Origin of the sequence: Viridibacillus sp. NPDC096237, from assembly GCF_050278625.1 — a bacterium.
In the GTDB taxonomy this organism is placed as follows: domain Bacteria; phylum Bacillota; class Bacilli; order Bacillales_A; family Planococcaceae; genus Viridibacillus.
On sequence record NZ_JBNNTI010000001.1, the window covers coordinates 14,096 to 36,594 of the forward strand.

Below are 22,499 nucleotides of genomic sequence, written 5' to 3' on the forward strand. Positions count from 1 at the left end.
GAATGAATATGCTTTCTAACACATTTCAAAGTATAGAGAGTGTTTCTTAATAAATACTGAGGGGGTTTCTTAACTTTTTCTTAACAAAAGCTTTAAACTTTAATCATTCAATAATTTTTCCATCTAATAAAAAAGAACTCTTTTGCAAGAGTTCTTTTTTACCCTGTTAACACAAGGCACATTTTCAGTTTGCATCATATTTCATTACACATAGAAACAATTTATATAGATATTATTACTTTTCTGCCTCAATGGGAAGTGAAATAATAAAACGCACAATACCATCTTCATATTCTGCTCGAATGTCTCCATTTTGCAAATCAACAATACTTTTTGCAATCGCAAGTCCAAGTCCAGATCCTTCTGAGACTCTACTTCTTGATTGATCCTTTTTATAAAAACGTTCAAATAAATTCTTCAGTTCTTTCCTCGTAAATTCTTCACTTTGATTTGCAACAGAGATTTGAATATGATCTTCCTGCTTTTTAAGGAAAACTTTAATTTCTCCCTCATCTTTGCTATATTTAATCGCATTCATTAATAAATTATCAAACACACGCACAATTTTCTCCGAATCAAGTTTAGCATATATACGTTCTTCAGGGAATTCTTTCACAAACGAAAGACCATGTTCCTCCGCTTGTGGTACTAATTCTTCGATTAATTGATCGAGCATTTCATTGATGCATACTTCTTGTTTTTCTAACACATTCTTTTCATTTGTTAATTTTGTGTACTCAAATAAATCTTCTATTAAATTTTTAAGTTGTTCCGATTTTGAAAAAGCAATCTTTATATACTCATCATACTGTTCTCTATTATCGTATTTCGCATCGCGTAATAAACGTAAATATCCCATAATAGATGTAAGTGGTGTTCGTAAATCATGCGAGACATTTGTAATCAATTCATTTTTGTGTCTTTCAATTTCTCTTTCTTTTTCAATATTCACCATTATCTCTTCTGCCATTTGATTAATATTTTTTGTAAGTAAAGCCATCTCATCTTGCCCTTTCTCTTCAATTCGATATGCTAAGTTTCCTTTTGCAATCTCATTTACTCCTTGCGCCATTGTCTCAATCTGTATCATTTTTCTCTTTGTGACATAGAAGAATAAAAAGATAAATACAATAGCCCCAATCAAGAATGGAAAAGGTCCTTCTTCCGTACTATATATTACATCCCCCTCTGGTATTCCGCTAACAAACAGATATAAGTTTTTGTCTTGAATTGTAATTGGATAAAAAGTGATAAATTCTTTACGTGACTTTTCTATTCCCTCTGAATCACCACTCTTTGTTGGATGATTAATTGCAAAATCCATGACATTACGCATTTTATTATGCAAATTGATCTTTTCTTCTTCTGCTTGCTTCGTTTTATACAAGACCTTTCCTTCTTCATCCGTAACTAATACTTTTAAAGCATTTCTTTTCCATTCTATATTTTGATTTTCTTCATCGATTATATTTTGCAAAGCATCTACTTTGTTTTCTGTTACCGCAGCATCTGCCGCATATCTAGCTCTATTATTAATTCCCACCATACCACTACTATAATCAATCGTAACAGTTTGGTTTGCACTTTCAAAAAATGGTGCTACTCCTTTTGATGTGAGAAAGCCTAGCACTGCACAGACAATAAATGTAGTAACTAGCTGAATTCGAATACTCCGTTGAACACGATGTATCGGTTTTTTAATCATGCTTTTTATTTTATTATTAGAATAATAGAATGGTTTAAATATCTTTTTCAATTTTATAACCTACTCCCCACACAGTTTTAATGTATCGAGGCTTTCTTGGCGTTTCCTCAATTTTTTCACGTATTTTCCGAATATGTACCATAACAGTATTATCGGATTGGAAAGACTGTTCTTTCCATACTCTTTCATAAATTTGTTCCGCACTCAGTACCATTCCTTGATTTCGAGCTAGTAATTCCAAGATAGAGAACTCCCTCGGTGTTAATTTTAATTCTTGATTTGCAACAATTACTTCGTGTGTCGCTACATTGATCTTCATATCTCCAATTTCAATTTCGTTTTTGTTTTGCATACTTATCCCACCGCTCATTTTCATATATCTACGAAGCTGTGACTTAATTCGGGCAATAAGTTCCAATGGATTAAAGGGCTTTGTAACATAGTCATCTGCTCCTGTTGTTAGCCCTAAAATTTTATCTATGTCTTGTGTCTTTGCAGATAACATTATTATAGGTATCTCTGCCATTTCTCTTACCTTCATGCACATATGAATACCATCTACTTTTGGCATCATAATATCAAGGACAATTAAATGTACTTCATTTTTCATTAGTAATTCTAAACCTTCTTTACCATCTTCAGCTTGTAAAATCTCGTATCCTTCATTTTTTAAATAAATAGCAATAAGATCTCTAATTTCTTTTTCGTCATCTACAAGTATCTTTTCGGAACCCATAATAAACCCTCCAATTTCCAATAATATGATAACCGACTAATTTTTTTTCGTTATTAACAACTAAATATTAACTAATCCATTAAATATTAATTTGTCATGCTTTTAGTATAGGTAATATTTCTTAATAAATATTATAGTGATTTCTTAATTTTTTCTTAATATAATAAACAACAGCATTCAGTAAAAATAGAAACACATATTATGGATTAGGTGAAATATAACATACAAATGTATTTATGGTTAAAATAACGCATGTTTAGAAATGAACCTAATTCTACGACGAAGTTTGCACTTTTTGGTTGTCCTGGTGAAGAGGATTGCAATAAAGACCACTTTGAAGAAGTGATTTCTTTAGCAATTTGGACTCAAAAAGGTAGCGAAGGCAGACCTTTAAAAGAAACATTTACATTCACTGCTGAATAACAAGAAAACAAAAAGGCCGAAATAATCGGCCTTTTTGTTGAACTAAACCACTAAAAAGTCACTCATCGTTACCTGTCCTAGCACCACAGATAATGAAAGACTTTCGTTCTTTCATGGGAGTTGAAGAAGGGTCACCTTAACAATCGTTATAGGAATTAACAACTAAAAAAGGCTACTTAACGTAACCTTTTTTAGTACAATCATTTTCTATTTATTTTTGACTTTAAGGGCCTTAATTACTTCTTCTGTTGCCTCAGCAATAAGCTCGTCGTTATAATCAGCATCTTTTTTATCACGACTTGAAAGTACAGCAAGAACAATAGGGTCTCCTTTTGATGGCCAAATGATCGCAATGTCATTTCGCGTACCATATGATCCTGTTCCAGTCTTATCAGCCACTTCCCAACCTTTCGGCACTCCAGCACGAATTAACGTATCTCCAGTAGTATTTCTCTTCATCCAATCTATTAAAAGTTCACGTTTCTCAGTTGGAAGTGTATCTCCCAATGTAAAAGCCTGAAGACTAGTAGCAAGTGCTCTTGGTGTACTCGTATCATGAGTTTCACCAGGATTAACTTCATTTAAATCTGGCTCAAATCGCTCAGGGTTGGTAACATTATCCCCAATTTCCTCCAGTGCTTTTTTAAATCCATTCGGTCCCCCCAGTTGTTTAAGGATAAGGTTTTCAGCAGTATTGTCACTGTATCGAAGAGAAGCATCAGAAAGCTCCTTAAGAGTCATCTCCGTATCAACATGCTTTTCCGTAATCGGACTATAATTAACAAGATTCTCACTTGTATAGGTAATTCTTTGATTAAGGTCTTCTATTGATTTCTGTTGTAAAAGTGCTCCTACAGCTAGAGCCTTATGAGTAGATGCATAAGCAAAACGCTTATCTGGATGATAGGTTACTGTTTGGTTTGTACCAGTATCCAACGCAAAGACACCAAGTTTAGCATCAAATTTTTCTTCAAGCATAGCAAAATCATGATTATTGGCAGTTTCTTGTTTTTTGGGTGTAGTTAATTCAGCATGATCGTTATTGTTTGAACAACCTACAAGCGTTGCACATGAAAGAAGTAGTACAGGGACAATTTTTCTGAATGTGGAAGTACTAAAAATGTTGCTCAATGATTTCATTAAAATTCAACCTCTTTCTAAAAAATATTTATTATTTATTCTCCTCCACAGTTACTAACAAAGCTATTTTATCAACTATCTACAACAATGAACATGTAATGTTCATGATACTTTCATGATAAAAACCTGAATACTTTTAGTTGTTCGGTTCATTCCATACAGCAGTTTCTTCTGTTTTTAGACTGTATACGCTATTCATTTCTAGTTTACATAAACACTCATATGAGAAACGGGAGTGATAGAAAAATTCACTTTGTTATTGAACTAACCTGTCCCTTCGTATTATAAGGTCAGCCAGAAATCTGGTTGACTATTTTTTATTCAATCTATAGATTGATAGTAGCGGGGTAGAACGGACCTGCCCGTGGGACTTGATCCCGACAACTAAACAGTTCGCCCTCTACTTGTTAACGCATGATTAGGCTGGTTGGGACAAAGAGATCCCGTATAACAAGCTAGATAGAGGTTACCGGTCAATCCATATACATGAGGAGGAGATAAATTATGAATCTAGTAGTGGGTCTGGATGTCTCAACGCTTTATCAAAGCCTTCTCATCAGTCTGAATATGTATATTGATTTACTTCAAGCGTACCGACAACAACTTTCTACGTTAGAGCGTGAGATTGATCAATTGGCGGCACAACTCGAAGAATATGAATTAATCCAGTCACTTCCCGGTATAGGTGAAAAAATCGCGTCCACGATACTTTCAGAAATTGGGGAGATTGACCGGTTTAATCATCCAAAAAAGTTAGTAGCCTTTGCAGGACTAGACCCAAGTGTGTTTGAATCAGGGCGCTTTAAAGGCATGAAAAATCACATTACCAAACGCGGCTCAGCTAGACTTCGCCACATGCTTTACACAGCCGTCCGTTGTTCAATTCGAGATAGCCGTAAAAAGAAAACAACAGATGAAACCATTGCACGAAATAAACGATTACGAGCCTTCTACGATTTGAAACGGGAGGAAGGTAAACCGTATAAAGTAGCCATTATAGCTTGTGCTAATAAGCTTTAATACTGGATTTATGCCATATTAAAAACGAAAACACCGTTCCAAGAAACTATTTAGTAACAGTATTTTTCGATAAAACAAAAACCATCCACATTGAATGAGGATGGTTATTTGTGTTGTGCATTTTTAGTATAACATGAAGTGTTTTTCCATTAAAAATGTTTTACTTGACATTCTATTAGCTGGTTTAGTTCTATAAGAATTAAACAATTTTATTATTTTTTAAAGGACTTTAAAGTTACTAAACACTTAAGAAATCAACGATCATTTTCTTTTCACGCTCTGGCATCATATGCATGTGTCCGCATCCTTTTAGCATATGAGCCGTGTTATTTGGTATAATTCTTTTTGCTCTTGGTAATACTCTTTTCGCTGGAAATAAACAATCTTTTTCTCCTGCCATAATAAGTGTCGGTGCTTTACACTGTTGCATTAATTTTTCACTCACATTGGATGGCATCCCTACTTTTGTTCTTACATGATCAAAACTATCTTTCACCATATCCAAAGTATCTTTATCAAGAATCTCTTCTTTAATAGCCATAAATAAAGCTGTTTCTTTTATATATTTTTCTTTCTTAGTAAGTTTATATTTGAGTAGTGGTATCATCATTTTCACAGTACTTATTGGAAAGGCATTGTTAATACCTGATGGCACAATTAATACGGATTTTTTTACTTTTTCCGGTGCGGTACACATCAGTTTTGCCAAAACTCCGCCTCCAAACGAAGCCCCAAAACAAGCTATTTTATCAAACCCAAGCCCTGTAATAACGTCACTTGACCACTTTCCATAATCATAATTGCTAGGTGAAAGATTAACTTCATCACTTTTTCCAGGGTGGCCAATAATATCAACCGCATAGATGTGAAAATCCTTAAGCAGGAATCTGTACATTAGTAAATTATAGGCAGTCGTACTATTCCCACCATGAAATACTAACAATGGTTCACCCGATAGATTGCCAGTTTCAATGATATGTGTTTTTCCAAAACGAGTATGAACGTAAATATCTTTACATGAATAATCCAATTTCTTCAATTGATCATCATAAAGCTTTAGTGACATTTCTCTTCCATATTGTGTTTTGTATATACTCATATCCCCCTCTCTTATATCTACATTTTCCCACAAATCCCTAATTTATACGTTATCACATTTAAGGTATTTAAAACAGAAATCGCTAACGGGCGCACTTCTCCTCACTTGAATAGCGCGCTCTTGAACTTGATGATTATGTTCATTGGTTCAACAACATTCGAATTCATGGAACACTGGACTATCTAACACCGGTGGAATTCAAGCAGCAGTCCTAATAAAAGTTGCCCAGTTTAGTGTTGACAAACCAAGAGCTGTCTGAATAACCCAAAAATCTTCTCCGTTACTTTAAGTACAGCAGTTCACAAAACTTAATTAGGGTTACTAAAAACCCAGATTTTGAATTCGTCACTTTGTTCTTGTAAATTCCATCCTGATTTATAATAATATTCATTAAAATTGGAATCAGTCGGACATAGTGCAATAATAGGTAAATCATTTATCGTATTTAACATCTTTTTTAACAACCCTTGACCACGATAAACCCCGCTTATCGCAAATTGATACAAAGAAATTTTGCTTTGTGTTTTTTTTCGGTAAAACCGAAATGCTCCCACTACTTGACCTTCTACTGTTGCCACTATCATTTGCTTTCTTCTTATGGCTGCTTTAATTCCAAGAGGACATAAAAACTCTTCAGAATAAACTGCACTGTTATTACGATTTATATTTTCGTTGAAGAAATTCACAACTTCAGATATATGAGTTGGATTCGCTAAAGCTATTTGCATCTTCCTACCCCCTTAAAATAACTCTTTTTATGACATAAGTGATTTATATATATCTCCTATAATTCCTTCCATTTGATGAACACCTAATTCTGCATTCGTCATGATAACTGCCCCTTTTTCTATGTGTGAAAATGCTACCATCATACATTGAAAGCCTACTCCCCAACCGAGTGATGTAATTTCTAATTCTCTTTCAGAGCCTCCAAGAAACACACCTAATCCAGTCCAACTCTTACCTTTTTGAGGTGTTATCATTTCTTTTGCTAATCTTTCTGAAATGCCAATTTTACTTTCTCCTTTTAGAGCATTCAGTAGCTCAAGAACTAATTGAGCTAAATCTAAAGAATTTATCCATAATCCAGAAGCTGCTGGGTAAGGATATATAGGATACTTTCCATCTACCAATTCACCGTTTTTATTATGGCCACAAGAGAATTCCTTTTTATCCATCTCTAACATTGTTGTTGTATTTAAATGACTATTGTTCATTCTTAATGGCTTAAATATTAACTCATTCACCACTTGATAAAATGGCTTTTCAGTAACATCTTCAATTAGTTGCTGAACAACACAAAAACCTGCATCTGAATAGTGAAATTCACTCTCTGGTTCACACTGTACTTTAATAGGAACTTTACAATAAGGAGTTTTCCCCTCTAATAATTCAACCATCGAAGGAATCCGTATTTTTGAATTTAGTTCAGAAAAACTACCTTCAGGGTCCTTAATTCCAGATTGATGACTAAGTAAGTTTCTCAATGTAACGCTTTTATTTTTAGTGAATTCATTTTCTGGTACTTTCCACGATACAAGTCTTGTATTTATATCCTCATCTAAATCAAGAAGTCCTTCCTCTATTAGCTTTATAGCAATCATTCCTGTTAAGAACTTGCTAATGGAACACGAACTAAAAATAGAATTTTCATTTACTTTTCTATCGCTTTCTACCTCTAGTAAACCGTAACTTTCTGTTCCGCTAATTTGACCGTTCTCAAGCAATGCAATACTTATACCTAGGACATTATAATGTTTCATTTGTTCTTCGATGTTGATTTTTTTTAATTTCATATTTATCCCCCTACAATAGTGTTTTCAATAAAATTATAACACGAATATACGTTCTATTGTATGTATTTGGAAAAACATTTAGTTAACATGCTTCTTCAAGGTACGAAGAATATCTATTAACGCTGTCGTTAATAAGTGAAGAAACCTACCAAATAGAAATGAAAAAATAACATAAAATCGATGACTGATTTGAAAGTCTAAATTTGATACATCCATGGTTGTAAATATCATTTGTCTAATATTGATAAAGATAATCCCTAGTAAAGCGAAGCCTCGTAATACATGCTGCTATCGTACTTTCTTAAACTTTCCTTACAGATGCATTAAGGTTCGTAGGTCAAACTATTATAATACTTTAATAATATCAATTGTATCCGACAAATATTAACAAACTCTTATGATAAAAGGGAAGTTTATCTTAAGAAATGAAAAATGCCCTACACCATTGTGAGCTAAGCTATACCAACAACTGTAAGTGCGGACAAATGCGGCAAATATGAAAACGGGAAGACCTCAAGAGGTTGAAGCACTTTTCAGGTGACCTGCCCACACTGTATAGCACTACAGGGTTTGTGTTGTCGTGGAGTAACCTGCACCTTTAGTTGAATGAAAAAAGGCTCTACTCCTTATAGAAGTAAAGCCTCAGTTGGTTGAAGAAAAGCCTTTCCCCAGGTAATCTGTTCTCAAATTCAAATTTAACTGTCTATGTAAAATTTAGACCCTTAGCGAGCCTCTGAAGCTCCTTGCAGCATAGTAGGATTCTGCTCCATTGTGGTACACAAAGACAGTGTCATAGCGACGATCACAAAAGATGGCCCCGCCGAGTTTTCTAATATTGGCAGGTGTTTGCACCCAGCTCGACGTTTTTATATCGAAATTTTCTAGTTTCTGCAGCTCCCGGTATTGTTCTTCCGTTAAAAGTTCAATGCCCATGGCAGTTGCCATATCAATAGCGTTATTTTCTGGTTGGTGTTTTTTCCTTGACTCCAATGCTTCACGGTCGTAACAAACACTTCTGCGCCCTTTAGGACTTTCCGCTGAACAATCATAAAAAATGTATTCGCCCGTCTTTTTATCATGGCCAACAACATCCGGTTCACCGCCAGTTCCGTCCATTTCATTGAGCGACCACAGTTTTTCAGTATTAGCTTCGAGCTTAGCTTGTACATTAGCCCATTCAAGACCTTTATGGCGGTTCATGTTTTTCTCAAAACGAGCTTTCAAAGTTCTGAGTAGTTCCTCACGTTGTTCTAGTGACAACTCCTTATTTCTCTTTGTCATATTAGTTTCCCCCTAATTGTTTTTATTCATAATGGTTTAAGTACTAAACTGCTGCGTTTATCGTTTGACAAATGTTATCATACAAACTTTCAAAGCCTTCTTTCGACTGATGTACCGCAAAAGCTTTTTCAATCACACGCCCTCGTTCATCGACAAAGCAGGCGTAATGAACACGCTTGGCAATTTTCATACCGACAACGAGTGTATTTTCAGTAACATGATTAATTTTATCATTCCATTTAGAATTGCATAAGGGAGTCCTCCTTGTTTGATGATGGGTCAATGGTGGTTACACTCATGCATCATACTAGAGAGTTCTTTTTCTTTCAAGACCTCGAACATCTTTCAAACAGGAATGCTGCTCCGTTAGTACAATAAGTTCTTAAGTTCAACAATAAAGAGCGTAATCTTCTTGGATTAACGCTCCCTTTAGTTTAAGTACAATATTTCACAACCTTGCTTCCTTGGGTAAATTACTATTACTAAATGTTCGATATATAAAAAAGGGAACACCTGCTAACCAGGAAGTCCCCTTCTTATTTCGTAAGATAAAAGTACACCAAAACAAGGTTTGAGAAAATAGGCTACGGTTAGGGTTTGAAGCTTTTTTTAAACCGATAACTGTTACATAACCTACAAGAGTTGCATCGAATGAATATTGTTGGCTACCAACCAACACCTACGACTAAAAACGTTGTATCCGCATCATTAAAAAGGCAAAATTCCAATAAAACTACAGAATTAATTATAACCCCCAGACAATCTAACCTTAATAAACACTTTCACATGTTCCAGCTGCTGGTTCATAAAAACAATGATTTTTAAATTGCCCAGTAAAAGGTTGATCGTACCATGTTGGAGGGCAGGGAGCATATGGATTAAAATACCAAAGGGCAAATTTCGCTGGATGTTGTCTCCAAAAATCCAAATTCTGTTTTGCTAATCTTTTTTCAGAAGATCTCGCTCTTTGATAAAATAAATTTCCTTTCTGAACAGCTTCAAAGGAATAATTTCCTCCTTGTACCTGATAAATTACATCTTCAATTGTTCTTACATCTTTAAAGTCTAAACAATCTGCTACAGCACGATTAACAATTACATTTCCAACATATAACATTCCTTGATTTCCTTCACCCTCGGCTTCTGCTCTCATCATCCTTGCCATTAAATCAATATCTGCATCTCGGTATTTAACTCTTGGCATTTTCCACCCCAAAAATATAGTATGAAAAAAAAACTACATTGATGTCATTGTTTATAAAATAAGAATGCTTAGTTTTTAATGCTTACCGTTTTTAGCAAGATGAAAACTATGGCATTCTAAATAACTTCAATTATCGAGAGCATCAATCCTTCTTGGATCAACGACCTCGATAATTGAAGATTGTTCGTGATGCGAGGCTATTGTTTAACATCTTACATATTTGCGTTTGAAACCAAGCTTCCCTTTATCTACTTCCTTTTGAATACTTTCTAAAGCGTGTAGGAAACTACTTTTTTTCTTGTCCCTTTTGACTTCTACTGGACCTACTGCCTTTGCAGTTTCGACGGCATAACAGTTTGTAGATTCATCATTTAGCACTTCCTTCTTTTTGAAGATTGACCCCCTTGATATTTAAGCCTTACAAATCTATTACAATTACCCTCTAAAAAACCTTACTATTTGTCAGCAAAACCATCACCTAAACATGTGCGGAGTGTATGTGCGGCAATATGGGTGTGTTGGTGAGGCTTATAGTTAGTGCCCGGTCCTATTTATAAAGTACCGAGACTTTATTTCTTATTCAAAGCACCATTTAGTTTAAAAGAAAAAATTAATATAACATATATTGTTATCAATTTAATAATTCGTTTCATTTACGATTTTAGGAATAACTCCGAATTTAGCAATTAAAAGAACCAGTAAAAATACAAAACAACTAAAACCAGTATTATCACTTGTAAGAAAATTTAACTGGATAATTTGCATCTTAACTAAAATGTTTAATATATAAGAACTAAGAAAACCCAAAAATGAAACACACGTTAAATAATTGCCGAATAACAATCTTCTGTAATTAGATACATCTGATTTATTAGCTTTTTTGATAGTCAAAGTATGTTGAACTTGTAGAACTAAACCATATGTGAAAACTATAATTAAAAAAACAACTACTGTATAACCAATTACGTCACCCATCAATTCGCCTCCCTTTTTTCCAATTATAAACCCATTATCTTTATAAGACTTTTTTCCTTTAAGCAACCTTCCCCATTAGTACTATAAGTTCAACAATAAAAGTGTTAATCCTTCTTGATTTGAATCAACTCACCCCGTAAGTATAATTGTCATTTTCCACAAATTTTGGGTGTTTGTGATAATTAGTGGCATACCCTTACCATGTTCTCTACAAGGTGTCGAATTGGAGAAATTGTGATGTTAGAGAAGAACAACATTAATTGGTTTAATCGTTCTGCGATCGTAAGAGGAAAAGGCGATAAGGAAAGGGAAGTTTATTTTAATATACGTACCGATATTTGGCTTAAACGCTTTATTGTCTGCCATATTCGTGATTGAAAGACACCCTCACAAAATGAGCACTGCCAGATAAGATACATTATTAAGCAGATTTCAAGTCATGCAGGAATTGATAAAGCAATCTATCCGTATCAACTCATACACAGCTATGCTACTCATTTGTTGAAAAATGGAGCACCTATTGAAGTTATTCAAAGTCTGATGGGGCACGAGAAAAGTGAAACCGCTCAACTTAGCGGAAGGTTAAGGTACGAGTTTTATCAAAAGTACTTTTAATTCATAAAGGGCAACGTCTCAAATGACGCTGCCCTTTTTACTATTGTACACCTTTAGTTGAATAAAATATTGAAACAGTAGAAGTTAGTTTGCTTCAATAATACAGATCTTACCTTTTTCATCAATACCTAAATCAATTCCATATACATGTGTTTTGAAAATGATTTTGCTAATTGTTGAGCAACCTATAAGGAAACTTGCTCTATTTCATTTGAAGTAATCGAGACCCTTGCTTAGAAAATATTGGGTAATTTAATTGAAAAACAAAAAATGAAATCGACCATTAAACTCTATCAATATCTAGAAAACGGGTCTAAGGATTAAAAACAAGATAGGTATTTTCGATTAAAAGCAAAGTTCTGATTTATTCTTCTATCCTTTTTAGTCCTGATTAAACCATAGTTGATCTTTGTTATCAACATCGCCATTATAATTGATTAGAATCTCATCTCCTGCTTTTATATCTGTAAAAGCATAAAAGTCAAATGTGTGATTTCTAAAATTAATCTCATAATTTGCATTAGGTTCATAAGAATGGTTAAACAACATTCCATAACCAAGAAGGATAGCTGAATGCTTTATCCCATACTCAAAAGCGTAATCAGCTAGTATGGTTTGCTCAATGTATTGATGCTGGTCGTTTGGATAAGAGATGACGGGTGCTTCATGTAAAAGTTCTCCTTTTTTGATATCACATGTAGCAAATACCCCTCTATTGAATTCTCCATCACTTAGTGGAGATGTTTTTACCTCAATCATGTTATTCGCCTACTCACTTTTAAAATATACTTGTTAACTATAACATTAATTTGAACATTGAGCTCTTTTATTTAGAAAAGAGACTCTCCAATATGTCTTTAAGATATGTACTTCAAACAGGAAAGCTCCAAGTTAGTACAATAAGTTCAACAAAAAGGAGTGATAATCCTCCTTGGATTAACACCACCGTTAGATAAATTTTCATTCAAATATTGTCGAACTTGTTTCTTATCTTGATTTTCATTTAGTTCTATCCAAATAATTGGGTCAGTCTTTCCAATTTGAAAACTCTGTAAATCATATTTATCCCAAATACTTTCTTAGACTGCTTTTGTAGTGTATTCTTCGTTATTTTGAAACTGTTTTTTAATCCAATGAAGCCACAACGACAACCATTATCAAACACAATGAAATAATTATACCTCTCCTTTTCATGCATTTCCCCCTACCTTATTCTCTTGCCACGTTACTCATTTACTCTACTTATTTTAACTACCTCGATGTCCTTCCTAATATAGAACCTTTAGAAAACCACTATTAAATAAAAAACTGAACTAATACAAAAATAATTAGTTCAGTCTTAATTTTCTCATTAAAATTTTCAACTTTTTATAAAAAGTATTGATATATCATGTTCTTTTAATAAAAGAATCGTGTTCCCTTTTTTTCTCTATTTTTCAGTTAATTGCATTTTCAATTGTGCCAGCATAAATATTATCGCTCCTAGGGCAACAACAAATGCTGCAGCAAGATATACTTCTATATAACTGTAATGTGTTGCAATGATGCCAAGAAGCCATGATCCAAGGGCAATCCCTACATCAAATAATGTAAAGAATGTAGCAGTAGCATAACCACTGCGTCTTGGATCTGTGGATTGGATTGTCATTGATTGGAAACTTGGTACAAGTGCTCCGTATCCAAGTCCAACTAACACACCAGCTAACATGAATAACACTGGCCCATTAACATAAGCTAGCGTAATTAAACCTAAGATAAAAAGAATAAAGCCTGGAATAATAACAAATTTCGGCCCTTTTTGATCGTATAAACGTCCTGTTAATGGCCGAGTTAACAACATAGCCGCTGCGAAAACAATATAAAATAAACTAGCAACTTCCATAAAACCCTTTTGTTTTGCGTAAACAGATAGGAAAGATAATACACTTGCATAAGCAATTGCAACAAAACAAGCTAATGAAGCTGTTGGTAATGCCTTCTTCTCAAATAAATCTGAGAGGGCTATCGAGAATTTTTGTTGTTTAGGTCCTTGTGGTATATCGTCTAATTTAATTGATAACCCTGCAATACCACCGATTAAAATAACTGCACTCATAATAATAAACAAGATTTCGAAATTTAAATAGTGAATGACCAAAAGACCAACAAAAGGGCCAAGTATTACTGCTAAATTTAGTGACATGGTAAAATATCCAAGCCCCGCACCCTTCCGAGATGGAGGAACAATATCAGCAGCAATAGAATTATTTGCTGTCGTTAATATACTGAAGAATATCCCTTGTATAAAGCGCAGTAGTAATAACAATGCAAACGATTTAAAAAATAAATATAGGACGGTACACACAAAGTAACCGATTAAGCTTATATAAAGCAATTTACGTTTACCAAAATGCTCTAAAACTTTTCCAGTAAATGGGCGTGTTATAATTGCAGATAGCAAGAAAATAGATAATAATAAACCTGCATCACTATCAGAGCGGCTTAAATCTTCAGTTGCATAAAGTGGTAACACGGAAACTAATCCGTAAAAAACAAAAAAAACGGCCATATTTGTACAAAAAAGACTAATAAACCGTTTCGTCCAAATTTTATCTAACTGTTCCAATGGGTCACTCGTCCTTTCAACTTACCTATCAGCTTAAGCAACTGCTGTTGTTCTTCCTTAGTAATTGTTTCTACCAAGCCTTCCTCAAATTGCACTACAGATGCTAAAACAACCGGAAATTTTTTCTTACCTTCTTCGGAAAAGGACACTATTTTTTCTCTACGATCTTCACCCTCCGTTCGCACAATCCAGTCAAGCTGTTCTAGTCTTGCAACAGTTCGTGTCACAGTAGGTGCCTCAACCTTTAAATATTTCCAAATGTCTGTTAATGACATCGGTCCATTCTTGTTAATCGTATAGAGAATCGTCCACTGGCTACTATAAAGGTCATGTTCCTTTAAACAAGTATTTAATTTATTTGTAAAATCTCGAGTAGTTTGAAAGATTTCATGAAATAAAGGATTCATTTTTTTACCTCCGAATTTTATTTACCTAGGTAAATAAAAAATTAATTTTATTCCTATTAATACCGATTGTAAAGAGGGAATTGTATTCATAACGATAGAAAAGAGGCTATCCATTATGGTGATTTCTCAACGTAGCAATGCCCCTCTTTCTATAATACGGTGAAGTAAAGAAAAAGTTGAATGATTGCCTTGTATTTAATTCTTTTTCATCAATTTCTCATACCTTTTTCATTTCTTGAGAACAACAGGATACCTAATATAATATATAAAAAAAGTCCACATAAAGCAGCAGGAATAATCCCAATCCTATCATCTAAATATAAACAGGTGAATAGAGGTAAACTTATCAATGAGAACAGTTTTATAAAATACTTTTTTACATACATTTTTTTAGACATTTACTACCTCCTATAATAGCCTACTTTAATAATGACTTTAATTTGAATTTTATGCAAACATTTGTTAATCGCTACTTATTTCAACAAATAGAACACTGAAATAGATAAGTTAAACAAAGATCTAGTTCAATCATAGCAACCACTTCTTCATCAAAAAACCGTAAGAGCAATATCACTCTTACGGTTTACCAAATCCAACATAATTTTCAATTTTTAAGTGTATATTAAATAAATTAACTCAAAGTCTATTATTGGCTCTTTTGATTGACTGTTATATTTAAAAAGGCACCTATTGCACCACTAAAACCATGGTCTTCTAAGAAGATAGGCGTTTTCTTTTTCAATATTGTGTAGTTGGCGATAATCTTTTTTAATGCTTCATTTTCATTTAGAGTTGTACCAATATATATAATATGTTCGACTTGATTTTGCTCTGCTAGTTGGATGCTTAATGTTGTGATGACTTCCCCTACTAAACCCTGTACTGTCGCTAATATATTTTCAATAGGGTGGTTTTTCGTTTCATCAATACCCATTTTACCGAAATTACTCGCCGTTAAGGTTCCTGCAATCGGTGTATCCATACCTTGATAGATATCTTGTACTAGAAGATCCATTTCTTGTCTTTCACCATACTGTGCTTTTTTAATAATTTCATGATAGTCGTAAATTCCTGTCGTTAATGCTGCCAGTCCGACTAGGGTTCCACCACCAATACCAGTACCACCAACACGATTATGTCTTTCACCATCCATAAAATGAATGGAAGTACCTGTTCCAACATTTGTAATGATACTGCGGTCAAATCGATGACCATGCTGAATTAGTTGATAACGAACACCTTTTAATGTTGCTTCAAATTCAACTATATAATGGATGGACTTTACTTCTTTGAGTAAATTCTTAACTTGTTCAGTTCGGCCGCCTGTTAAGCCAATCTCTTCAATTTCAGGGTGATTGCTGATCCAGTCCGTTACAGCTTGTAAGTCATTCGAAGGGAAATGCTCTAACACTAGCTCGCCCAATTCATTTTCATAAGCTATTTTTGTTAGAGTACCGCCTGCGTCTATTCCAATTGCCTTTGTCATACCATTCTCCTTTGTGATCGCCCAAACTAAACTTTACTGCTAAGAACAGTTTTGTGCAATGATTTCCTATGATGTTATCATTTTTTTATATTTTTCTACTCATTTATTTGAAAAAACAATATTACCTGCAACAACTGTTTTAAGTGCTATGGCATCTGGAATTTCATCTACTTCACATGCAAATAAATCTTTGTTGAAAATTGAAAAGTCCGCATCATATCCAGGTTGAATGACACCCCTTACTTTTTCCTTTCCAATTGCCTTAGCACTTCCAATTGTATAGAGAGAAATAGCTTCAAAGCGTGAAAGTTTTTCTTCAGGATTATAGCCTTCATGATTTTGTTCGATCTTTTTGCGTGCAATAGCAGCGTGAATACCAAGTAAAGGATTCACATCTTCGATTGGTGCATCTGAACCACCTGCACAGATCAATCCTTTTTCTAAAAACTTTTTAAATGGATATGTCAGTTCAGCTCGCTTTAAACCTATTTTATCTACAATCCATGGGAAGTCAGAAAGGATAAATTGTGGTTGAACATCTAAAATAACAGGTAATTTACTCATTTGTTCAATTAGGTCGTTATTGACTACACTGCAGTGTATAAGGCGATCTTTTTTCCCGTTCGTTAGAGGATTAGCTTCGATTGCAGTTAATACTTGTTCAAGTGCGGCATCTCCAATTATATGTACTGCAACAGCTTCATCATAAGTACGCGCCAATTTTACAAGTTGATCAAGTTGTTCAGCAGTATGTATGAATAACCCCTTGTTTTGTGGCTGATTTTCATATGGTTCAAGTAACGCTGCTGTAGCACCACCTAGTGCCCCGTCAGAGAAAATCTTCATAGCACCTGCTTCGACAAATGGCTCAGCATAAGTAACACTTGAGGTCATCATTTGTTCAAATGCAAGATGATGCCTTAATAAATGTACTCGGAAATTTTTCTTTTTACCGATAATTTCATTAAACGCATTAAGTGGATTCGAAAAATGCCCATAATAGCTGATATCTTCAGTATGTCCACCTGTTAAACCAAGTGACAGCATATGATTAACAGCTTGCTCTAACGTATTTGATAATGTATATTCATTCTCTACAGGTATTTGATCTAAAACTTTGTAAAGCGCTTGATCATATAATAGACCTGTTAAGAGTCCGTTTTTATCACGGCCAATTTCTCCACCTTCTGGATTTTGCGTTTCGTGAGTAATATTACCAGCAGCCATCGCTGAAGTATTCGCAAGAATCACATGTCTGCATACACGTTTTAAGACAATCGGTGCTTGCCTAATTTCATCCAGCTCTTGAGCTGTTGGAATGCGCAAGTCATTGAATTGATTTTCGTCCCAACCTTCGGCGATTAGCCATTCATCACTAGAACATTTAGTAGCAGCTTCTCTTATAACGTCTAGCATCTCGTCTGAAGATTTCACATTTGTTAAATCAACTCGTAACAGCTTCTCGCCATACCCGATCATATGCAAATGACTATCCACAAACCCTGGATACATCACAGCTCCTTGCAAATCAATAACCTCTTCTGCTTGGCTAATAAGCTCATCATATGAACCAACTTTTAAAATCTTACCACTCTCTACAAGTACTGCTTCAACTCTTTCTCCGTCTCGATGCATCGTGTATATTGTTCCACCAAACCATAATTGACTCATTTCCCCCATCCTTTCTCAAAAAAAGTTGTTCGAAATATTTTTATTATATCATTCTGAGTAAAAAGGTCGTATGGATATGGTAGGTAATCTAAATGTCAGTTTTTTTGTTATTGAATAAAACTCAATTGAATCATTGATTAATCAAATTGTGCTTTATCTCTTACTAAACTCCAAAATCTATTGAATGCATGGAAATAAACGAGAACCTTTTCTACGATTTATTGGACCAAACAAATCAAAGATATGAAAAGTAAAATCCTCATAAGCATTTTACTTTTATGTACAAAAAAGAAGGACGAACAAAGTTTCCATTAAAAGTCAAGTTATAAGCTGAAACTATCTTGCTACTTACATAGTGGAACTTAAGGGCTTTAGGTTGCACTTAATTTGACAAAGTAACAGCTAAAAAAACATTTGCATTATTTTCTACGGATTTTGTTGTATCTTTTTCAACATTTGATATACGATAGTATGGAACGTTTTTTGATTGAACGGAGGAAGACAAAATGATGGAACAAAAAACACTCTATAAAGAAGCGATGAGCGTTTTAAAAACAACAAGTCGTACTTTCTTTATCCCTATTACATTTTTACAAAAAGAAATGAAAACAACTGTAGCAACAGCATATTTATGCATGCGTGCTATTGATGAAATTGAAGACCATGAGGATTTAGATATCGCAGTTAAAAGTGATCTTTTAAGACAAGTAAGTGCTATGTTATTAAAACCATTTGATAATGAAGCTTACTTATCAGTACTCAAACCATATGAAAGCATACTTCCTGAAGTAACAATCCGCCTTGGTGATTGGCTAGCTCTTTGTCCTGAAGAAATTCGTGATACAATTGCAGCCTCGACAAGTGAAATGGCTGAAGGAATGGCTAAATGGGCCGACAAAAATTGGGTAGTTAAAACAAGAGAAGATTTAGATGACTACACATACTATGTGGCAGGTCTTGTTGGGACAATGCTATCTGATATTTGGCGCTGGGGTGCTGGTATCGAAACAGACCGTGAACTTGCAATCGGCTATGGACGTGGTTTACAAGCAGTTAACATTTTACGTAACCAAGATGAAGACGATGAACGTGGCGTAAGCTTCATGCCTGAAGGATGGACACGCGATGATTTATTTAAATATGCTGAGGAAAACCTAGCAAAAGGTGATCTGTACAATAAGAGCATTAAAAAGCGTAGCATTTTAATGTTCTGTAAAATCCCTCTAGCACTTGCACATAAAACACTACAAGCTATGAAAAACGGTCATGAGAAAATGACACGTCAAGAAGTTGAACAAACTGTAGAGGAAGTAACGCAAGAAGGCTAAACGAAATATAAAATAATAATTGAGCCGAGGAGAAAATTATTTTACCTCGGCTTTTACTATTTCAAAATGATTAAGATTTAGAAAAAGTAAGTACTTCCTCAATCCCTGAAATCATGTCATAAGCACCCTCAGAGGTGTTTACACAGACAATGATTTTGAAATCTTGCTTAGGATAAAATGCAGCATGGAAATTAACTCCTGGATCATAGCCCATTAGCAAATACTTAGAAATTTCTTCATCGTTTGTTTCAATCCATATTCCGTAACCATATGATAATCCGTCCTCTTCGTGCGCATGTGGCGTTAACATTTTCTTTGTCATGCTCTCACTTAAAAGTGTATAGTTTGTTAACGATTCCCATAATTTCATCATATCTGTTGCCGTAACATAAGCTCCACCATCTGATCCTCCTTTGACAGGAAGAGAGTAGATATTCGATTTCCACGTTCCATCAGAAAGTTCGATATAGCCAATCGCTGTTTTTACAGGTAAAGCATCCATTTCAAAATAACCTGAGTCGATCATTCCAACTCTTTGGAAAATATTTTTTTCAACATATTCACTAAAGCTCATACCACTTACATTTTCAATTATTAAACCTAGTAAAATATATCCAGAATTATTATATTGAAATTTTGCACCTGCAGGATATTTCATTTGCTCATGTTGAAACAATGGTAAAAAATCTTGTAATTTTCTTATATTGTACATAGGAGTTTTAATCCAAAGCTCATCAAAATAATCCGGGACACCAGAAGTATGTGTTAGCAAATGGTGAACTGTAATATTTTCATCAAAATATGAAAAATCAATTACTAAACAATCTTTTAATTTCGATTTAAATGAGAGATCTCCTTTTTCAATGAGCTGGCAAATGGCGATAGCTGTGAAAATTTTGCAGCCTGAGGCGATGGCGTATTTTGTATTTACTTCATTTTCAATTTTTTCACTTCGATTAGCATATCCATAACTTATACTAGCTAACTCATCTAGTCCTTGCTTTGCCAATATGGTACCTGATAATTGAATCTTTTGTTGAACAGACTCAATCTTCATTAACAGATTTTCTTGTTTCATATGTATTCCTCCTGTATAGATGATTTCAGCCTTTTACCCCCATTCATTTTACCTTAAAAAAGTATTATTGGATATTTTTTCAATCAAATAATGTATTTAAAACAATTTATTTAAATAGTTTTTCTTAAGCTCATCCGGTACCATGCTACCACCAGTAGCCCAAACAATATGTGTTGCATTTTCCAGCTTTGCATCTAGCTTTTGCTCCGCAATAAATTTTTCGCCCAACTTTTCTAACACAACTGGACCCTTCATGCCTGCTAATGCTGATGGTTCTAAGAAAACACCTTCACATTTATGCATCTCACTTAATAGCATGAGTAATTCTGCATCACTAATTGTATAACACCCTGCTAAGTGTGGTTCCATTACCCTGCCAACGAAACCCGAAGCTCGCCCAACTGCCAATCCATCTGCCTCTGTTTTTTGTTCTATCCCCAGATTTTCTACAGAGATAGCATCATGTAAACCCGTCATCATACCAATCGTCATACACGGAGCATTCGTAGGCTCTGCAAAAAAGCTATACACGTGCTCACCAAATTCCGATTTCAAGCCATAAGCGACTCCCCCAGGTCCACCCCCTACACCACAAGGTAGATAAACAAAGAGAGGATGCTCTGCATCAACAGAAATGTTCATCTCCTTAAGTTGCTCTTTCAATCTTCTCGCAGCAACGGCATAACCTAAAAACAAATCTTTGGAATTTTCATCATCGATAAAGTAACACATCGGATCTTTTTCAGCTTGCTCTCTCCCCTTTTCGACAGCTAAGCTATAATCTGATTCATATTCTACAACCTTTACGCCTTTTTCTTTTAGTAACGTCTTTTTCCATTCTTTTGCATCGGCAGACATATGTACAGTAACTTGAAAGCCGAGCTTTGCACTCATAATACCAATACTCAACCCCAAATTCCCTGTTGATCCAACGGCAATGGAATATTTCGAAAATAGTGTACATACCTCTTTAGAAGCGAGCAATTCATAGGAATCTTCTATCGTCAATAAACCAGCTTCTATCGCTATCTTTTCTGCATGTTTTAAAACTTCGTAAATGCCCCCACGCGCTTTAATTGAGCCTGAAATAGGCAATTCATTATCACATTTTAATAGTAATTTCCCCTGGATTGTTACTTGATAGTGTCTATTTAAAAAACTTTTCATTTCTGCTATTTCTTCGATCGTTGATTCAATAATTCCCTTCGATACAGCTGTTTCAGGAAAAGCTTTTGCTATAAAAGGAGCAAAACGTTGTAATCTCGCTGCTGCGTCATCAATAGCATCTTGCCCTATTTTGTTATCTGTATGATTCAACTCTGAATGCGGAGTAAATTTTTCGTTTAACCAAAGTATTTCCTGAAGTGTTTTAACCTTTTGTAGTTGTGGAAAAGTATTAACCAAATTATCTATTTCTATCGAAAACATACTTATTTCCTCCAAGTTCACTTTTTTGTCAAAATTTCTTTGCATAAACGACGAAAAGCTTCTGCAAATTCCAAATTTGCTTCTTTAGAACGTTTTTTTGGCCCCTTTGTTCTTCCACCAGCTTGCCGAATTTTCTGACCTAAATGCCGTGTGAAAAGTAATTGTTCTATATTTTCTGATGTGTAATTTCTTCCGTTTTGATCAATGGCATAACCGGATTTCGCCAATACCATAGCTGCTAAACCATAATCTTGAGTCACTACTATATCACCTTTTTGTAAGCGGTTAACTAGTACAAAATCTACGGCATCGCTACCCTTTGATACCATGACAGTATCGGCTTCTTCTCGTTCTATTTGATGGGCAGTATCACAAAAAATAGTTACTTTTAACTGGAAATCCTTCGCTATTTTTATTATTAAATCAACAACTGGACAGCCATCTGCATCTATTAAAATCTTAGTCATTTTTTAACCTCATTTACATTTTATTTACATATCAT

Annotated in this window: 20 protein-coding genes and 5 pseudogenes; 5 read left to right on the plus strand and 20 right to left on the minus strand. The window is 34.5% G+C overall.

All coding sequences use genetic code 11. From position 1 onward, the window contains the following. Positions 1 to 235: 235 nt before the first annotated feature. Together ACQKMD_RS00075 and ACQKMD_RS00080 are read right to left on the minus strand one after the other, a co-directional pair. Positions 236 to 1,756: an ATP-binding protein gene (locus tag ACQKMD_RS00075; RefSeq protein ID WP_427748439.1), complete on the minus strand. Its 1,521-nt coding sequence runs from the start codon at positions 1,754 to 1,756 to the stop codon at positions 236 to 238. Next, positions 1,740 to 2,441 (minus strand): response regulator transcription factor, encoded by a 702-nt coding sequence (locus ACQKMD_RS00080; protein ID WP_427748440.1) that lies wholly within the window; start codon positions 2,439 to 2,441, stop codon positions 1,740 to 1,742. The genes ACQKMD_RS00075 and ACQKMD_RS00080 overlap by 17 nt, the downstream gene beginning before the upstream one ends. Positions 2,442 to 2,693: 252 nt before the next feature. Between ACQKMD_RS00080 and ACQKMD_RS00085 the strand changes: the two genes are divergently transcribed. Next, positions 2,694 to 2,864 (plus strand): hypothetical protein, encoded by a 171-nt coding sequence (locus tag ACQKMD_RS00085; protein ID WP_427748441.1) that lies wholly within the window; start codon positions 2,694 to 2,696, stop codon positions 2,862 to 2,864. 207 nt (positions 2,865 to 3,071) lie between these two features. Here ACQKMD_RS00085 and bla read toward each other — a convergent pair whose 3' ends face one another. Then, positions 3,072 to 4,004, minus strand: a complete 933-nt coding sequence (bla, locus tag ACQKMD_RS00090; RefSeq protein ID WP_427748442.1) for a class A beta-lactamase — start codon at positions 4,002 to 4,004, stop codon at positions 3,072 to 3,074. Between the two features lie 534 nt (positions 4,005 to 4,538). On the opposite strand from bla, the pseudogene ACQKMD_RS00095 reads away from it, so the two are divergent. Further along, a pseudogene (locus ACQKMD_RS00095) lies at positions 4,539 to 5,024 on the plus strand (transposase); the annotation flags it as partial. 238 nt (positions 5,025 to 5,262) lie between these two features. On the opposite strand, the gene ACQKMD_RS00100 reads toward ACQKMD_RS00095, so the two are convergent. Then, the gene (locus tag ACQKMD_RS00100; protein ID WP_427748443.1) at positions 5,263 to 6,123 is read right to left on the minus strand and encodes an alpha/beta fold hydrolase; all 861 of its coding nucleotides are present in this window, start codon (positions 6,121 to 6,123) and stop codon (positions 5,263 to 5,265) included. A gap of 54 nt (positions 6,124 to 6,177) precedes the next feature. Here ACQKMD_RS00100 and ACQKMD_RS00105 point away from each other — a divergent pair. Further along, positions 6,178 to 6,338 (plus strand): annotated as a pseudogene (locus tag ACQKMD_RS00105) (IS3 family transposase); the annotation flags it as partial. A 93-nt stretch (positions 6,339 to 6,431) separates the two neighbouring features. Here the strand turns inward: ACQKMD_RS00105 and ACQKMD_RS00110 are convergent. From ACQKMD_RS00110 to ACQKMD_RS00140, 7 genes and pseudogenes are all read right to left on the minus strand, one after another. Continuing rightward, positions 6,432 to 6,851: an N-acetyltransferase family protein gene (locus ACQKMD_RS00110; RefSeq protein WP_427748444.1), complete on the minus strand. Its 420-nt coding sequence runs from the start codon at positions 6,849 to 6,851 to the stop codon at positions 6,432 to 6,434. A gap of 27 nt (positions 6,852 to 6,878) precedes the next feature. Next, a complete protein-coding gene (locus ACQKMD_RS00115; protein WP_427748445.1) occupies positions 6,879 to 7,919 on the minus strand; it encodes a serine hydrolase domain-containing protein in 1,041 nt (346 codons plus the stop codon). 714 nt (positions 7,920 to 8,633) lie between these two features. Next, positions 8,634 to 9,200 carry a DUF4256 domain-containing protein gene (locus ACQKMD_RS00120; protein WP_427748446.1) on the minus strand — a complete coding sequence of 189 codons (567 nt, stop codon included), beginning with the start codon at positions 9,198 to 9,200 and terminating at the stop codon, positions 8,634 to 8,636. Between the two features lie 58 nt (positions 9,201 to 9,258). Further along, a pseudogene (locus ACQKMD_RS00125) lies at positions 9,259 to 9,390 on the minus strand (IS110 family transposase); the annotation flags it as partial. A gap of 579 nt (positions 9,391 to 9,969) precedes the next feature. Further along, entirely contained in the window at positions 9,970 to 10,404 is a 435-nt protein-coding gene (locus ACQKMD_RS00130) for a cell wall hydrolase (RefSeq protein WP_427748447.1), read from the minus strand. 204 nt (positions 10,405 to 10,608) lie between these two features. Next, positions 10,609 to 10,752, minus strand: a pseudogene (locus ACQKMD_RS00135) (DNA alkylation repair protein); the annotation flags it as partial. Positions 10,753 to 11,040: 288 nt separating this feature from the next. Then, positions 11,041 to 11,379 carry a hypothetical protein gene (locus tag ACQKMD_RS00140; protein WP_427748448.1) on the minus strand — a complete coding sequence of 113 codons (339 nt, stop codon included), beginning with the start codon at positions 11,377 to 11,379 and terminating at the stop codon, positions 11,041 to 11,043. A 201-nt stretch (positions 11,380 to 11,580) separates the two neighbouring features. Between ACQKMD_RS00140 and ACQKMD_RS00145 the strand changes: the two are divergent. Continuing rightward, positions 11,581 to 11,994, plus strand: a pseudogene (locus tag ACQKMD_RS00145) (tyrosine-type recombinase/integrase). Positions 11,995 to 12,375: 381 nt separating this feature from the next. On the opposite strand, the gene ACQKMD_RS00150 reads toward ACQKMD_RS00145, so the two are convergent. From ACQKMD_RS00150 to ACQKMD_RS00175, 6 genes are all read right to left on the minus strand, one after another. Further along, entirely contained in the window at positions 12,376 to 12,753 is a 378-nt protein-coding gene (locus ACQKMD_RS00150) for an SET domain-containing protein (RefSeq protein WP_427748449.1), read from the minus strand. 670 nt (positions 12,754 to 13,423) lie between these two features. Then, positions 13,424 to 14,599 (minus strand): MFS transporter, encoded by a 1,176-nt coding sequence (locus tag ACQKMD_RS00155; protein ID WP_427748450.1) that lies wholly within the window; start codon positions 14,597 to 14,599, stop codon positions 13,424 to 13,426. Beyond that, the gene (locus tag ACQKMD_RS00160) at positions 14,587 to 15,006 is read right to left on the minus strand and encodes a MarR family winged helix-turn-helix transcriptional regulator (RefSeq protein WP_427748451.1); all 420 of its coding nucleotides are present in this window, start codon (positions 15,004 to 15,006) and stop codon (positions 14,587 to 14,589) included. Before ACQKMD_RS00160 ends, ACQKMD_RS00155 begins: the two co-directional genes overlap by 13 nt. A 209-nt stretch (positions 15,007 to 15,215) precedes the next feature. Next, a complete protein-coding gene (locus tag ACQKMD_RS00165; RefSeq protein ID WP_427748452.1) occupies positions 15,216 to 15,404 on the minus strand; it encodes a hypothetical protein in 189 nt (62 codons plus the stop codon). 248 nt (positions 15,405 to 15,652) lie between these two features. Continuing rightward, the gene (gene coaW, locus ACQKMD_RS00170) at positions 15,653 to 16,492 is read right to left on the minus strand and encodes a type II pantothenate kinase (RefSeq protein ID WP_427748453.1); all 840 of its coding nucleotides are present in this window, start codon (positions 16,490 to 16,492) and stop codon (positions 15,653 to 15,655) included. A gap of 99 nt (positions 16,493 to 16,591) precedes the next feature. Continuing rightward, complete coding sequence (locus tag ACQKMD_RS00175; RefSeq protein WP_427748454.1) at positions 16,592 to 18,163, minus strand: amidohydrolase; 1,572 nt, start codon at positions 18,161 to 18,163, stop codon at positions 16,592 to 16,594. A gap of 506 nt (positions 18,164 to 18,669) precedes the next feature. Here ACQKMD_RS00175 and ACQKMD_RS00180 point away from each other — a divergent pair. After that, positions 18,670 to 19,491 (plus strand): squalene/phytoene synthase family protein, encoded by an 822-nt coding sequence (locus ACQKMD_RS00180; protein ID WP_427748455.1) that lies wholly within the window; start codon positions 18,670 to 18,672, stop codon positions 19,489 to 19,491. A gap of 70 nt (positions 19,492 to 19,561) precedes the next feature. On the opposite strand, the gene ACQKMD_RS00185 is transcribed toward ACQKMD_RS00180, so the two are convergent. The 3 genes from ACQKMD_RS00185 to ACQKMD_RS00195 all read right to left on the minus strand — a co-directional run bounded on the left by ACQKMD_RS00185 (position 19,562) and on the right by ACQKMD_RS00195 (position 22,464). Beyond that, complete coding sequence (locus ACQKMD_RS00185) at positions 19,562 to 20,569, minus strand: serine hydrolase domain-containing protein (protein WP_427748456.1); 1,008 nt, start codon at positions 20,567 to 20,569, stop codon at positions 19,562 to 19,564. A 96-nt stretch (positions 20,570 to 20,665) separates the two neighbouring features. Further along, positions 20,666 to 21,997, minus strand: coding sequence for a D-serine ammonia-lyase (locus ACQKMD_RS00190; RefSeq protein ID WP_427748457.1), 1,332 nt, complete (start codon positions 21,995 to 21,997; stop codon positions 20,666 to 20,668). A gap of 17 nt (positions 21,998 to 22,014) precedes the next feature. Then, a complete protein-coding gene (locus ACQKMD_RS00195; protein ID WP_427748458.1) occupies positions 22,015 to 22,464 on the minus strand; it encodes a YaiI/YqxD family protein in 450 nt (149 codons plus the stop codon). Positions 22,465 to 22,499 lie beyond the last annotated feature (35 nt).